The organism is Brachyspira pilosicoli, assembly GCF_019402445.1.
Taxonomy (GTDB): Bacteria; Spirochaetota; Brachyspiria; order Brachyspirales; family Brachyspiraceae; genus Brachyspira; species Brachyspira pilosicoli_B.
The window spans coordinates 1-16,393 of sequence record NZ_SRZM01000010.1 but is presented as its reverse complement, the minus strand read 5'-3'; the positions used below and the strand labels follow the sequence as shown (position 1 = coordinate 16,393).

Sequence of the window (16,393 nt, the reverse complement as noted above, 5' to 3'; positions counted from 1 at the left end):
ATATGATAAAAATATTCAGCTTCATTAAATTTTTCTTTATTAGGTATTTCTTTTTCGTCTAATAATACATTAGTGTAAAATTTTGAGTTTTTTAATAAAGCATTATTATTTTTTATTTCATCTATAAATATATCAATAGCCTTGCCTTCAAAATAAGTAACTATTCCATTCATATTTTGGCATTTTATGGTAATATCATCATTATATATTTTTGTTTTTGATTTAATTATGGTTTCGAATTCTATTTCATAATATTTATCCATATTTATTCCATCATATTTAATATTTCTTCTATATGTTTTAATTGTCTGTCTGCTGTTTTATTATAATCTATTTCTCCAAGTGCTATTTTGTATGCTTTGTCTATTAAGTTATCCATTTCTAATTTTGATTTATTTTTCATTACTTTTTGAGCTAAATCTTTGGTAATTACCCATCTTTCTTTAGCTAGATTATAAAAGTAAACAGCATATTCAAAACTTTTTTTTATATCTTCATCAAACTGCGAATTATAAAAATAATAATTTTGCTTATCATAAAGACCTGCTAAATATATATAATTTTGAGTAATAAGATAATTAAATTGCATATGCATAAGGTCTTTATATTTAGTATATGCTTCTTCTGTTTCTATTATTGTTAATGCTCTGTTTACAAAATCAAAAGGGGCATTTAATGCTCTCTCTAAATAATCTACATTTCTAAGCAAATCATATTCTGCATAGTATGACGGAAGAGAATAGAGCCTATAATAATCTTCAGCATAAACTATATAACCATAATCTTTTTTTTCTATTATGGTAGAGCGTTTCATATCTATTTTAGGGTATAGATTACTAATAGATAAAATTATAAATAATATAACTAATTTTTTCATACTTCTTATTATAAGATATCGGTATAAAAAAACAATTCTTTATTACAATAAATATTTTGATTTATTTTATTATTATCATAGTTTTTTGTTATATATAATTACAGTTGATAATTTTTGATAGTTTTTGTAATATTAATATATGAAAAGATTTTTATTATTGTTATTTATTATAATTAATGCTTTTTCTTATGATTTGTTTTCATACATAGAAGAGAATACTGATAATATAGAAGATGGTACTAATTTTGAAAATATAGAAGACAGCACTAATAATTTTTTTGATAGTTATTTAATTATTAGGAAGAATGATATTCAATCTTCTAAATCTAAGAACCTAGCAGAGATTATAAAAGAGTTTAGTAATATTAACATAAAAAACAAAAAAGTATATTCCCAATCTACTTTTATAATTAATGGGAAAAGATTAAATGATGAAGAGAAGAAGATATATTTATTTTTGTATGATAAAAATAATATAGATTCTATTGATATAAGATATAATATTTATGATGGTAATATAGTTTATAATATAGTTACTTCTAGATATTCTCAGGGAGAGGAATTGATTTATAAAAATATATTAGAAGGTGTTTCTTTAGAGCTTACAAATCAAAAAATAACTTATAACAAAATAGAAACTAATTCAAGTAAAACATACGGCAGTCTAAATGTATTAAATTATAAAATAAAAAAAGATGATAACTCACTTAATTTTAAATTAGATACATCTGGAGAAGAGAAGGGATTTACTGGAAGAAAAAGTAAAAATGCAGATTTAAGAACCTATTTAAAAAGCGATGTAAGCTTTAATTTAAAGCCTATTGATGAGATAAGTTTTACAGGTAAATATTTTTTAGATTTACAAACGGATATTGGTTTATTAGGAAAAAATGAAACGAATAATATAAAAAATCAAAATATATATCAAGGCGGAACTTTTGGAGTAAAATTAAAGCCTATTGATTTCATAATAATAGAAAGTATGTATTTTGTAACAAGTAAAAAAGATACTTTAACTATTACAAATAATCGTTATTTAATGGCACAGGGAAATAAAACAACTATTACTTTTAACATACCATTAGCTTCTATCAATTCGAGTATCAGATTAAAAGGAAATTATTCTTATCTTTCTGGAGAAAATACATATAATTTAAGTGTTAATAATAATTCGCTTCCAGGTCTTCCAAAGCATCAATTTAATACTTCTGTGGAATATGTTTATGGTATTAATTTGAATTATGAATATGCTTTAATGTTTAATGTACAGTATATAGGAGATGATTATAATAATACTACCAAAAGCGATTCTGATAAATCTTATACAACATTTGATTTGATATCTTCTTTTAATTATAAAAAGACAGTTTCTTTAAAATGCGGAGTAAAAAATATTCTCGATATAAAATATGAAACTATAAAGGGCTATCCTATATCAAGCAGAGAATATTTTGCTAATATAACAGTGATTTTTTAACCCCTTATAGTTTTTTATTATATTAATTAAATATTAATACATGAAAAGTTAAATAGCTTGCAAATAAACACCATAAAACATATGGTATTAATATATAACTTGCTGCTTTGGATATAGTTTTGAATTTTATTATTGTAATTATAATAAATATATCCAAAATTATTATTTCTATAAAACCAAACAATGGACTTTTTAATCCAAAGAATATATAAGTCCAAAACAAATTTAAAATAAACTGAATAATAAAAAGGAATATATAATTTTTAATATTTTTCTTTATTTCTAAATCTTCTTCATCTATATATTTGTTTATTATAATTGCTATTGAAATACCCATTAAAATATATAATATACTCCAAGCTATAGGGAATATTATATTTGGCGGGTTTAGTGGTGACCTATTTAAAGAATTATACCATGAGAAATTGTCTGCTTTAACAGATATTCCAGCTAAATATCCCATAAACAAACAAACAGCAATAGTTATAATAGGAATTATAAAGTATCTTTTTTTCATTTTATACTCCTTATAATTATTTCATATTATAATTATAACAAAAATATAAAAATTTCAAAAGAATTATAATTCATATATTGGTAATTTTAGTTTATTATTTATCTTCTTCTGAAGGCTTATTATCTTTTTCAGATAAATATGTTTCTAGTAAATCTTCTAATTTTTTGTTTGTATAATAGTTAGCTTTTGCTTTAGCAACAATATCCATAGTTTCTTTTTTTGGTATTTTAATTGCTTCTCCAGAGAAAACATTATAATTATTATACATTATCTTGAGAGTTTTATATGCCATTAATGCTGCTATCAAACAAAAATGCCTATATCCAACAGCTTTTTTTTCTATTTCCATTATATATTTTATTGTGTCTTCAAAATCGTCCATAGCATTATCAACCATCTTATTTAAAATCTCTAAGGCTTTGTCTTTATAAGTTTCTTCTTGAAAATATGATGCTATATTATCATCATTAAATAAGTTTTTAGGCCAAAATATTCTATTTTCTTTAAAATCATTTCTTACATCTTTAATAATATTTACTTTCTGAAGAAACCTTCCAAACTTTTTTGCCTTTTCTTTGTCAAGCGATAAATTATCCAAAGCCCTAGTAAGTTCAGTTAAATATACTCCAACAGTACCAGCAACATAATAACAATAGTCATTCAAATCTTCAAAATTATTTATACTATGGTCTTGATAATATATCATTCCATAACCCATTTCATTTAAATATGATATAGACATATTTTTTATATGAGAATCAAAACCAAAAAATGTTTTTAACACCAAATCTATATTTTCTATTAATATTTTATCATTTTCATTTATTGTTTTTTCTAATACTATATTCTTAAAATTATCAAGATTTTTAATATTCTCTAAACTTGAAGATTTTAATATATTGATAAATCCTGTTATTAGCGTTTCTTTATCATTAGTGTTATGCATAGAATCTTCTATAGTATCTATAATTCTTGCTAATAAATACTGCACTTCCACTTTAGATTTTTTATTTTTGTCTAATAGGGGTATAGTTAGAGCAAAGCTTCTAGATACTAAATCAAGTAAATATTTGTTTGTAATTTTTGTTCCCATCTTTTTTCTCTTATATTTTTTCTAATAATGTTACGCAATGTACAGCTACGGCTTTACCTTCGCCGACAGCATCCATTTTTTCATTTGTTTTAGCTTTAATAGAAATATTATCTATACTAGTGTTAAGAGCCTTTGATAGGTTTTCTCTCATTAAATCTATAAAGTCTCTCATTTTAGGTTTTTCTATAATGATAGTAATATCAGTATTTGATAGAGTATAATTTTTTTCTTTCATTATGCAAATAGTTTGTTTTAATAGCTCCATAGAAGATATATCTTTATACTTTTCATCATTATCTGGAAAATGACTTCCTATATCTCCTAAAGCTAATGCTCCAAATATAGAATCTATTAAAGCATGTACTACAGCATCTGCATCTGAATGACCTTTTAATCCTAAATGATATGGTATTTCTATTCCCGCTAAAATTAATTTACGATTCTCTTGAAATACATGTGAATCATATCCATATCCTATTCTCATTGTTTTTCCTAAAAATAAATGTTTATAAAATTATATATAAAATTTTATAAATTGTCAAAATAATATATTTACTGTTAAATAAAAAATAAGCCATTATTTTATTATAACGGCTTATTTAATGTAAGAAAAATATGAAAAAGTTTATTTACCTGTGCTAGTTATGATAGTAGTCATATCATCATTTCTGTTTACAGTTTCAGGTATCTTAATTAATCTCAAGTCAAACATTACCATGAACATACAAGGCAAGAATATAAGTGTAAGAAGAGAAGCAAATAAAAGTCCATAAGCTAATGCCATAACTATAGGAATAATAATATCAGCTCTACCTCCTATACCATAAACAGTAGGTAAAAGTCCAACTACAGTAGTAACAGTAGTTAAAAATACCGGACGAAGACGCTGCTTAGCTCCTTCAACAATAGCTTTAGCAACTCCTTTTTTACCGCCCTCAACACCTTCATCAATAATTTTGTTAATTAAGTCAACAAGTATAATACCATTGTTTACTACAACACCAGCCAAACCAATAATACCTACAACACCCATAAATGATAAAGGCATTTTGTGAATAGCAAATCCAAGAAGTACCCCAATCAAACCAAATGGAATAATAATCATTATCATAATAGGCTGTATAAATCTGTTTAACTGAAGTAGTAATACAATATATACAAATATAAATGCCATAGCAAAACTGAAAGCTAACTGTTTTAATGCTTTTACAGTTTCTTTAGCCTCACCGCCAAACTCTAATTTTAATCCTCTATAGTTTTTTGAAAAATCTTTATATTTCTCTCTAACAGCATTCATAACCTGCTGAGAAGTATTTTTACCATATTCTATACCAGCTGTAATTGTTATAGTTCTTTCACCGTTATAGTGTTTCAAAGTAGCAAGTCCGTCTGCTTTTTCAATAGTAGCTAAGTTTTTAAGATAAATTAATCTTCCAGTAGAGTTTGGTATTAATAAGTTTTCTAAATATTTTGTATCATAAGTATATTGATCATCAAATTGTACTCTAAAGTTTAATTTATTTTCAAGCTCTTGTATATATGTAGCTTCAGTACCATAATATGCAGTTCTCACTTCATTAGCAACGCCAGCAACATTTACACCAAGTTCAGCTATTTTGTCATAATCAAACATAACTCTCAATTCTTCTTTACCAACTTTATCATCATCGTCAATATCTATAACACCAGGTACAGTAGCTAAATATGATTTTATATCTTCTTTAGCCTTTTTAGCAAGTTCAGTATCATTACCTACTATCCTAATATCTACAGGATCCCCAGGGTCAACACTTCCTTTTGTATTCATAGTAAATACAGGAACAGTTTGTCTTATATCTGTTTTATCTATTTCCTCATTTATTAAAGCAACAAGCTCATCAGCAGTTCTATCTCTTTCTGCCGCAGGAACTAAATAAACCATAATTCCCGCTAAACTTCCTTTCTCTTCAGAAACAACCTCTTGGTCAACTTGCTTACCAACAAGAGAGTATAAAGCAACAAGCTCTTCTGGTTTTACTACTCTTGATACAGCATCTTCTATTTTAGCTATGCTTTCTGTTGTAACTTCTTTTGTAGTACCAGTAGGCATTTCTATGTTAATTACTATAGTGTCAGCACTAGTATCATAAATAAGTACGAAGTTTTTGAAACTGTTTTGTGCCAAGAATATAGAAGCTATAAACATAAGTACAAAGAAACCTATTACTATGTATCTTACTTTTATTAGTTTTTCTAATGCAGCACCAAAAGGTATTTTCATTTTATCAAATAAAGCATCTTTGTCGAAATCAAGAGGGTTTTTGAAATTAAATCTTTTCTTTTTAGGTTTGTATGATTTGTATTTATCCTCTTTATCTTGTAATTGGTTAGGTAAGAGTAAAGTAGCCTGAAGCATACTAACAACAAGAGTAAATATTACTATTTTTGGGAATATATTTAATATTTTACCCATTATACCGCTTATTGTAAGCATAGGGAAGAATGCTGCAACAGTTGTAAGTGTTGAAGCAAGCATCGGCATTACAACATCGCTTACAGCAAGTCTTGTAGCTTCAAGTCCTTTATAACCAGCCTGCTTAAAGTTAAATATATTTTCTGATACTACTATTGAGTTATCTACTATCATACCAAGTACAGTAATAATAGCAGCTAATGACATAGTATTAAATGTAATTCCTGTTACTTGCATATATATAAAACAAGCAAACATCGTTATTAACATACCCAAGCTTGTAAACATCGCACTCTTGAAATCCAAGAATATAATCAAAGTTATAAATATGATTATAAATCCTTGAATAAGGTTTGAAGTTACAATACTTAAAAGTGAATTGATAGTTCTTGATTTATCGCCCATTACAGATACTTGAATATTATCTGGTATTAAATCAGCATTTTCTTTTAAATATTGGTTTACAGTTTCAATAGTTTTAAGAATATCAGCATTTTCGTTTTTAACTATATCTAAAGAATAACCAGAAGCTTTATTTACTCTCATCAAAGTAGTTTTTTCTTCAAACCCTTCTTCTATACGAGCTATATCATTTACCCTTACTCTTTGACCATTAAATGTAGAACGTATTATAACATTACTTGCTTCACTTGGAGTTTGAAATTCACCGAAAGTAACAACAGTTTGTTCTTTACCAGCAGATTCCATATCACCGCCTGTAGCTCTTACGTTTCTTATGCTAAGAGCATTAACTACATCGCTTAAAGATATATAATTTTCCTGCATTTTTATAGGGTCTACATATACTTTAACTTCAGGGTCAGTTCTTCCGTTTATTCTTACCTCAGATACACCATCAAGTCTTACAAGTTCATTTTCTAGCCTCTGGCTAACATCAAATAATTCTCTCTCATTGCCTTCCATTCCCTCTTTAAAGTGTACAGCTAATGTGTATATAGACATCTTATTAGGGTTTAAGTCATAAGTTGTAACCTCTTCTACATCTGTAGATAAGTCAGGAACGTTTTGCATTTGTCTGAATATTTCATCTTTTATTGGCTGTCTGTTTGGTATGGTTTCATCTAGCTTTACTATAATAATAGCTGCATTTTCAATAATGGTTGTATTGTATTCATCTATACCAGATATACCCTGTAACTGTTCTTCTATTGGTATAACAGCATTTTGCTCTACGTCAAGAGGAGTAGCACCAGGATATATTACCGATACTAACATCATATCTAAATCTGTAGATGGAATGGATTCTTTTTGTAAATTGAAGTAGTAATATCCTCCAACAGATAATATTGCAATTACTATTATATTAACAAGCATAGTTTTCTTGGCAAAAAATACTATAATTCTTTCCATATATTAGTCACTCTCCTTGATATTAACTTCTATTGTTTTTCATTAAAATAATTTTATTAGTAGTCCATAGCAAGTAATGCTCTATAATCAAATATCGTTGTAATAAACTCATATTGTAAATTTAAGAGTTCTGTTTGCGTTGCTACTAAGTCTAGTCTTGAAGTAAGTAAATCATCTATTTCTAAACGTCCTTGGTCAAGTTTTTGAAGCTGAGTTGCTATTCTTGAGTTTATTGCTCTTATTTGTGTTCTTTTGCTGTTCATTAAATTTTTATATGTTTCAAATTTATAAATATATCCTTGAAGCTGTGTGTTATAATCTTTTTCAAGCATATCATATTGAGCTATTATTCCATATAATGAGTTTTCAGCCATTTTGTATTGTGCCTCATTGGCTCTGTTTCCAAGAGGGTAGGAGAATTGTACTCCTGCAAAAAAGTCAACATTAGTCATACTTCCAAATGAATTAAAATAACCAGAAGTATTAGGGCTTACTCCATTTAAACTCACGCTTCCTACTATATCTAAATTAGGTAATGTACCATTTTTCATTGCAGATAAAGCATATTCTGCTCTAATCTTTGATTGATATGCAATCTGTCCATTAACGCTATCAGCAAAAGCAACAGCCTCCATAGTCATATTGCTTCCCAAATCCAAATAAGAATCCCAAGTTGTGTGGTCTGGTTTAAGATTAGTTATAGGGAAGAAGAAACTTATAGTTGTGAGCAATGTGTCTAAAGCGATTTTATTTTGTGCATAATAGTCGCTATAAACTAAAGTTTGTGTTCTAGCATTTTGATAAGAGTCATTATCTATAAGTCCATTATTGTATCTGTCTCTCATTTGGTTTTCAAATCTTTTTGCTGTAATGTACATGTTTCTATAATATTCCAATAGCTTTTCATACATTATCCATTGATAATACAATTTTTGATAAGCTACTAAAACACTAGCATCATCTAATTTTCTTTGAAGTTTTGCTATATTTAATGCATATTCAGCATCTTTTATTGGGTATCTATCTAATGCCCCAAAGAAGTTTCTTAAAAGAGGCTGAGTTACTTCTAATGTTAATGATGGCTGATAATTTTGAAACTTTGTTTTTGTACCATCAGGTGAAACTAAATCTCCTGTGAGAAAAGAGTTGTGTGTTAAATTAACAGACCATTTTGTGCCTGTATATGGTATTAAACTTCCAAGTCCAATTCCAGCTTGAATGCCTGTAGCACCAATAGAAGGACTTAAAGTTGGGTCGGTATATCCTGATGATAAGCTTCCATATTTACCAACTGCTCCAAGCTGTGCAGATAGGTTAACATCGCCGCTTGATTTTGCACTAAGTAAATTCATTTCAGCATTTGTTTCTGTTACGGCATTTATTTTTAGTTCAGGTATTAAATCTCTAATATTTTCCATATATTGAGCGTAACTTAATGTATTAGTAGTTTGAGCGTATACCAAGTTTATGCTAAAAAATATTGATAATAACACAATAATGTTTTTTCTCATTTATGCTCCTTTTTAATAATCAAAACTTAAGTTCTAAAACCATATTTGTATACATTTTTACTTCCAAGTAAAAGTAGCAATGTTTTATATAATGTATCAATTAAACCATCTAAATTAACTTCTAAATTTTTATTTTTTCTTTTTTCCTCCCTATAGTAATAAAGCTTTCTGTCTAAGTTATAATACTTGTTTAATATTAATTCATTACCAATTCCGCCAACGGCAACTATCATCTGCATGTAAATGTCATGTGCATTAAGTACAGGAGTAAAATATTTTTCATCTATTTTTTGATCTATAAATATTAATAATTCACCAAACCAATAATTTAATATAATGTCTTTATTGATATTATCTTTTAATATTTTTAATCTCTCCATATTGTTGAAAAACATAGGCTGCAATTCAAACATTATTTTTCCAAATTCTTTTGCCGTTATGAAGAAAAACTTTCTAAAAGCATTAAATAATTCAAATATAGCCTTTTCAGGGTCATTACTATATTTATCTAACAATTCTTTTGGTTTTACAGGTACAGTAATAGTATTAAGTAAAGCCACAACAATTTCATCTATATTTGAATAATACTTGTAAACACCTCCTTGACTTAAACCCGACTCATTAACAATATCTTTCATTGTAACGCTATAAGCAGGCTTTCTCTGAAAAACTCTCATAGCCGCATTTAATATTATTTTCCTCTTGTTTTCAAAATATTCTTCATCTACTTTTGGCATTTTGATTTTTTTGTGTTCACCTCATTAAATATAGTTGAAATAAAAACGACATATATGTCATTTTTATTCGGAAACTAATATTAATACAATTAAAAATAATGTCAATAGCCGAAAATAAAAAAATAGTTATTTATTTTATTTTTACATATGTTTTATTATAAAAATGATGTTTTTAGTATTTAGAAATGTTTTTGATTTTTATGTTAGCATTATAGAATACTTTAATTTACTTTGTATTGATTCTTGTTTTTGAATAGTTTTTTATTTGTGGTAAGATATATAATATTTTATATTAGTTATTAATGTTCTATTATATTTTTAACCTTTTCGCTTAAAAAATTAATTTATTATGCTGTAAAATTTTATTCTACACTGAAAATAAAAAAATAAGCATTATTATTTAAATAATGCTTAATATATTTTATTTTTATAAAAGTGTAATTTAATATTATATAAAATTTTTATTTACTAGATGATTTTGTCTCCCAAGGAAATAATAGCCAATCATCATGATTTATGCTTCTATATATATATTTTGGTCTTATTTTGCTAGTATGCTCTCTAATAAATAAAGTAGCTATATCAAATTTCTGGTCGTCAAAATATTTTAAAGTTTCACCTGTATCAGAGATGTCATCTACAATTAAAACAGACTTATCTTTTACCTTTAATCTCCACACCTCTTCCATATTAAGAACCATAGGCACTTTTAATCTATGAGAAAGCATAACAGCAGGAACTAATCCGCCGCGTGCAAGCCCATAAATTACTTCATATTTTATTTTTGAATCTTCTATTTGTTTAGCTAAAATCTCAATAGCCTCATCAATATTTTCCCAAGATATAACATCATATTTCATCGTAAATAAATCTCCCACTTTTATGAACGTAATTCTATACTAAATCTTGTTTTAAGCATTTCAAGTAAAGAACTCTCTACAGCATTAATATCTTCTTCTCTCAAAGTTTTATTAGGGTCATAATAAGTTATTGATATTGCTATAGACTGTTTTCCTTCTTTTACCTGCTCTCCAACATATCTATCTACCACATCAATATTTTGTATAATATCATTAAACTTAGAAATAGATTTTATTACTTTGCTAAACTCAATGTTTCTATCGCAAACTAATGCTAAATCTCTAAATACAGCAGGGTATTTACCTATGTCTTTTAACTGCTGTTTTTTTACTCTTTTTTTGATAAGCTCAACAGCATATCTTATATTAATATCAGTAAAATAAACATCAGTATTAATATCAAATAGAGATAATATTTTAGGGTGTATTCTGCCAATAATACCTATTTTTTCACCAAATATCACTATATCAGCAGACATAGTAGGTATAAACCAATCATGCTCTCTAGGTATAAGGTTATAATCAGTGCTATTTAAATCTTTTGTAATAAGCTCTTCTACAACACCGCTCATATCAAAGAAGTCATAAGCTCTTGATTCTTTATTCCATAATTTTTCTTGATAAAGCCCAAACATTACGGCAGATAAATGCTTCTCTTCTACAAACTTATCATTTTCTTTATAGAATATGTTTCCAACTTCAAATAAAGCACCATTTTTATGTCTGTGATTTTGATTGTAAGCAATGCTATTAAGAAGAGAAACCAATGTAGTAGGTCTTAAAACGTCCATTTCGCTTGTTAAAGGGTTTACAACACTAATTAATTGTTCATCTTTAAAACCTATATTTTTAAACATTTTGCTGTCGCCAAGAGAATACTGCTTAGTTTCATAAAGTCCATAAGAAGCCATTCTATGCTTAACAAAACTTATATCAGCATAATCTGTTTTAATAGGGTTGCATTTTATATGAGGCACATTAGAATCAAGATTATTGTATCCATAAACACGTGCTATCTCTTCTATAAGGTCTTCTGCTATTGTAAGGTCATGTCTATAAAAAGGTATATCCACTTTCAAATTATTCTCACCTAAAGCAGATGCATTAAAGCCATATCTCTTAAATATAGAAGATACTTGCATTTTGTTCATATCAAGACCTAAATATCTTTTTACAAGTCCGCAGTCAAATACTATTCTTGTAGCTTCAAATTGTTTTACATTTACTTCTTTAGCTCTTGATACTATTTTAGCATTATTATCTAATGTTACTATTAAATCTACTGCTCTGTTTAATGCTGCTAAAGTAAGAGTGTGGTCAATTTCTCTTTCAAATCTATATGAAGCATCAGTTTTTGTATTAGTAGCTATAGTAGATTTTTTTACGGCAATATGGTCAAAATATGCACTTTCTATTAAGATGTTTTTAGTAGTATCTTCTATTTTAGTGCTGTCTCCGCCCATAACACCAGCTACACCTATAGGCTTTTCACTGTCAGCAATAACTAAAACCTCATCTGTAAGATTAATTTCTCTACCGTCTAAAAGAGTAATTTTTTCATCGTTTTTGGCATTTCTTACTATAATTTTGCCATCTTTTACTTTATCAAAGTCATAAGCATGAAGAGGCTGACCATATTCAAGCATAACATAATTTGTAATGTCTACTATATTATTAATAGGGTTAATACCACATTTTTTAAGTCTGTTTTGCATCCAATCTGGAGAAGGTCCGACTGTTATATTGTTTATAAGCCTTCCAACATATTTATAGCAAGATTCCTGATTTTCTACTGTAATATCAATATTTCCGCCTGTAGAATCATATGTATTTACAGAAGGTATGCTCACTCTTTTTTCTAATACTAAAGAACATTCACGAGCAAAACCTATAATACTAACCAAATCACCTCTGTTTGCTGTAATTTCTACATTAAATATATGGTCTGTAGAACCTACTATTGTTGAAAGTGAGTTTCCTAAAATACTGTCTTTATCTTCTATATTTAATTTGTCTATATGTTCATCTAATATCCAAATACCATAAACGCCTTCAATTTCTTCATATCCTAACTCTGTTCTAGAACAAAGCATTCCGCTACTTTCAAAACCTCTTATAGAAGCTTTTTTTATAGTAAGCCCGTTAGGAAGTTTAGCTCCTATCATAGCAACAGGAACATATATATTTTCTCTTACATTAGGAGCACCGCATACTATAGAAAGTACATCATCGCCCACATTCACTTTACATACGCTTAATTTATCAGCATCTGGATGTTTGTGTACAGTTAAAACTTTACCTATTATAACACCAGGTATATCTCCGCCAGTAGTTTCTATAGAAGAAATCTCGCTTCCAGAAAGAGTGATGTTTCTAGCAATCTCTTCCACCTCTAAACCATCTAAATTAACAAATTCTTTTAACCAACTCAAAGGAATTCTCATAATTATAATAACCTCAATTAATAATTTACCATTGTTTTAAGAAATCTATATCATTATCATAAAACATTCTAATATCTGTAATGCCATATTTAATCATAGCAACTCTTTCAATACCCATTCCAAAAGCAAAACCAGTATATTTGTTAGCATCATAACCAACATGTTTAAATACATTAGGGTGAATCATACCAGCACCCATAAGCTCAAGCCAACCCTCGCCTCCGCAAGTTTTACAGCCTTTACCTCCGCATATAACACAAGTAGCACTTAAATCAGCACCAGGCTCAACAAAAGGAAAGAAATCAGGTCTTAATCTAATCTGAGTCTTATCTCCAAACATTTTTTTACAGAATAATTCCAATATTCCTTTTAAATCATTAAAACTTACATTTTTATCAACTAAAAGTCCCTCTATTTGATGGAATATAGGTGAGTGTTTTGAATCTATAGCATCTCTTCTAGCACATTTACCAGGAGAAACAACCGCTATAGGAGGCTCGGTTTCCATCATAGTTCTTATTTGCATACCGGAAGTGTGAGTTCTTAATACATGCTCTTTAGATACAAAAAATGAATCATGACTGTCTCTTGCAGGGTGATAAGATGGTATATTTAAAGCCTCAAAATTGTGAAAATCATCTTCTATTTCATTACCCTCTACCACTCTAAAGCCTATTTCTGTTAATATACCTACAATTTCTTCTTCTACTTTAGTAAGTAGGTTTACGCTTGCAGATTTAGGTCTTCTTCCAGGCATTGTTATATCTATTTTATTTTTTTCTAAAGATTCTAAAAATTCTTTGTCTGCTAATAATTTTTTCTTTTCTGTTAAAGTGTTTTCACAGTAGAATTTAAGTTCATTTATTTTTTTACCGAATTCTTTTTTCTCTTCAATACTCTCTATAGAAGACATGTTTTTTAGAAGTTCTGTAATTTTACCTTTTCTGCCTAAAAAATTAATTCTTATCTCATCTATTTCTAATTGATTTTTTGCATTTGATATATTTTGCTCGAAAAGTTCTCGAATTGAATCTAAATTATCCATCGTACCGTTCCTAACTAAAAAATAAAATTATAGTTTTTTATTATAATACATATAAAAATATTTTCAAGGAAAAAAAATAATATGTAATAATTTGAATGATGTTTTTTATATGTATTTAGCTATTTACTTATAGTATATTATATATTAAAATAAAGTAATGTGTTAGGGTATTATTTATATGAGAAAAGATATTTTGAATGATATATTTAATAACAAAAAGAAATCTATACTTCAATCATTAGATGAAATTTTAAGAAGGCTTTCAAATTTAATTGCAATAGCTGGTTCTATATTTGCAATATTTGTTCTTTTAATGCAAGTAAGACAGATTACAGTTTATAATTTTTATATATATTATTATGATAAAATAATAAACATTATTACAGTTTGTTTTATTATCATTTTGATAGACCAAATAAGAATAGCACCGAGAAAATTATACATAATAGTTCCTATAATACAAATTATAGGGCTTTTGCTTCTTAATTTTTTCAGCAGAAAATATTATGGCATATATGCTAATAGAGTTATATGGACTATAGCAGGCTCTATACTATTCTTTTTAATAATAGTGATAAATTGGCTTAGATTATCCTATTCAAAGTTTACTCTCTATCAGATGATTATAGCATCATTTATCTTTATAATTACATTGGGGGCTTTGCTTTTATATTTGCCGTTAAGTACAATTAGCGGAAGGCTTCCTTTTATTGATGCTTTATTTACTGCAACAAGTGCCGTTTGCGTTACGGGTTTAAGTGTAATAGATATTTCTAAAGAGTTTACTTTTTTTGGTCAGATTGTTGTTTTAATATTAATACAGATTGGCGGGCTTGGAATAATGTCCATATCTGCAATAGTGATTTTATTTTCTATTAATAAAGGAAGTGTGCAAGACAGAATAAGAACGCTTGAAATGTTTAACACAAAAAATAAAGATATTATACGCTCCACTGTAAAGGCTATATTTTTGGCTACTTTTTTAGTTGAGTTAATTGGGGCGATATTGCTTTTCACTGTTATGGACAATAATAGAATAGGGGAGAGGATATTTTATTCTTTATTTCACTCTATAAGTGCTTTTTGTAATGCTGGATTTGCTTTATATACCGACAGTTTACACAGATTTTCTAATAGTGCAATTGTGAGTATTACTGTAAGTTTACTAATAGTGCTTGGAGGAATAGGATACCCTGTATTTGTAAGCGTATATACTGCTATTATTAGCAAGATTAAAGGTAAAAGATATGTTATTGATGTGCAAACAATAATTATTTTACTTACAACTGCTTTTCTTTTATTGTTTGGAACTTTATTTATATTTTTCAATGAATATTCTAATGCTTTAGATGGAATGCCTTTAAAAGAAAAGATTTTAGCTTCAATATTTCAAAGTGTAAGTACTAGAACGGCAGGTTTTGAGACTATTGCTTACAATTCTATGAATAGCGTTACGATAGGTGTTGTAATATTTCTTATGTTTATAGGTGCTTCTCCGAGCAGTACAGGAGGCGGTGTTAAAACTACAACCTTTTTTGTATTTATAGCTTCAATCATTACGGCTATTACTAACAGACCTTTTATTATTGTAAAGGGGAGAAAGATTAAAGATGATGCTGTTAATAAATCCATTGCTATATTTACTTTAGCTATTGCTATATCTGTTTTTGGGGCATTACTTATATTTTATATTGATGGGCATAAGGCTATGATGCCTGTAATATTTGAGACGGTTTCTGCTATATCTACCGTTGGGCTTTCGCTTGGTATTACTGCTGGGCTTTCTGTGTGGAGTAAAATTATAGTAATAGCATTAATGTTTATTGGACGTGTTGGATATTTAACATTATTTATGAGTATTGGTTCTGTTGACAGCAGATACGGTTTAATAGATTTACCTACAGCGGAAGTTAATATTGGTTAATTTATATTTAAATTGCTATATTTTATCAATTTCTATATTATTTTTATAAGTGTAATATCAACTTTTTTGTCGCTCAAAAAAGTTG

Annotated in this window: 12 protein-coding genes and 1 pseudogene; 2 read left to right on the top strand and 11 right to left on the bottom strand. The window is 27.6% G+C overall.

Annotated elements, in window-relative coordinates; genetic code table 11:
- Positions 1-263, bottom strand: a pseudogene (locus tag E6A48_RS00365) (phosphohydrolase); the annotation flags it as partial.
- A 2-nt stretch (positions 264-265) separates the two neighbouring features.
- Positions 266-877 carry a hypothetical protein gene (locus E6A48_RS00360; RefSeq protein WP_219708068.1) on the bottom strand — a complete coding sequence of 204 codons (612 nt, stop codon included), beginning with the start codon at positions 875-877 and terminating at the stop codon, positions 266-268.
- Between the two features lie 139 nt (positions 878-1,016).
- Between E6A48_RS00360 and E6A48_RS00355 the strand changes: the two genes are divergently transcribed.
- Positions 1,017-2,354: a TonB-dependent receptor domain-containing protein gene (locus tag E6A48_RS00355; RefSeq protein ID WP_219708067.1), complete on the top strand. Its 1,338-nt coding sequence runs from the start codon at positions 1,017-1,019 to the stop codon at positions 2,352-2,354.
- A gap of 22 nt (positions 2,355-2,376) precedes the next feature.
- On the opposite strand, the gene E6A48_RS00350 is transcribed toward E6A48_RS00355, so the two are convergent.
- From E6A48_RS00350 to pheS, 9 genes are all read right to left on the bottom strand, one after another.
- Positions 2,377-2,871 carry a TspO/MBR family protein gene (locus E6A48_RS00350; RefSeq protein WP_219708066.1) on the bottom strand — a complete coding sequence of 165 codons (495 nt, stop codon included), beginning with the start codon at positions 2,869-2,871 and terminating at the stop codon, positions 2,377-2,379.
- 94 nt (positions 2,872-2,965) lie between these two features.
- On the bottom strand, positions 2,966-3,964 hold the full coding sequence (locus E6A48_RS00345; RefSeq protein WP_219708065.1) for a squalene/phytoene synthase family protein: 999 nt from the start codon (positions 3,962-3,964) through the stop codon (positions 2,966-2,968).
- 10 nt (positions 3,965-3,974) lie between these two features.
- A complete protein-coding gene (ispF, locus tag E6A48_RS00340) occupies positions 3,975-4,448 on the bottom strand; it encodes a 2-C-methyl-D-erythritol 2,4-cyclodiphosphate synthase (RefSeq protein WP_219708064.1) in 474 nt (157 codons plus the stop codon).
- A gap of 141 nt (positions 4,449-4,589) precedes the next feature.
- Positions 4,590-7,787, bottom strand: a complete 3,198-nt coding sequence (locus E6A48_RS00335; protein WP_219708063.1) for an efflux RND transporter permease subunit — start codon at positions 7,785-7,787, stop codon at positions 4,590-4,592.
- A 56-nt stretch (positions 7,788-7,843) separates the two neighbouring features.
- On the bottom strand, positions 7,844-9,298 hold the full coding sequence (locus tag E6A48_RS00330; RefSeq protein ID WP_219708062.1) for a TolC family protein: 1,455 nt from the start codon (positions 9,296-9,298) through the stop codon (positions 7,844-7,846).
- Between the two features lie 26 nt (positions 9,299-9,324).
- Positions 9,325-10,035 carry a TetR/AcrR family transcriptional regulator gene (locus tag E6A48_RS00325; RefSeq protein WP_013244751.1) on the bottom strand — a complete coding sequence of 237 codons (711 nt, stop codon included), beginning with the start codon at positions 10,033-10,035 and terminating at the stop codon, positions 9,325-9,327.
- A gap of 461 nt (positions 10,036-10,496) precedes the next feature.
- Positions 10,497-10,895 (bottom strand): phosphoribosyltransferase, encoded by a 399-nt coding sequence (locus tag E6A48_RS00320; protein ID WP_014932559.1) that lies wholly within the window; start codon positions 10,893-10,895, stop codon positions 10,497-10,499.
- Between the two features lie 20 nt (positions 10,896-10,915).
- On the bottom strand, positions 10,916-13,339 hold the full coding sequence (gene pheT / locus E6A48_RS00315) for a phenylalanine--tRNA ligase subunit beta (RefSeq protein WP_219708061.1): 2,424 nt from the start codon (positions 13,337-13,339) through the stop codon (positions 10,916-10,918).
- A 25-nt stretch (positions 13,340-13,364) separates the two neighbouring features.
- A complete protein-coding gene (gene pheS / locus E6A48_RS00310) occupies positions 13,365-14,384 on the bottom strand; it encodes a phenylalanine--tRNA ligase subunit alpha (RefSeq protein ID WP_013244754.1) in 1,020 nt (339 codons plus the stop codon).
- A 178-nt stretch (positions 14,385-14,562) separates the two neighbouring features.
- Here pheS and E6A48_RS00305 point away from each other — a divergent pair, with 178 nt between their 5' ends.
- Entirely contained in the window at positions 14,563-16,308 is a 1,746-nt protein-coding gene (locus tag E6A48_RS00305) for a TrkH family potassium uptake protein (protein ID WP_219708060.1), read from the top strand.
- Positions 16,309-16,393 lie beyond the last annotated feature (85 nt).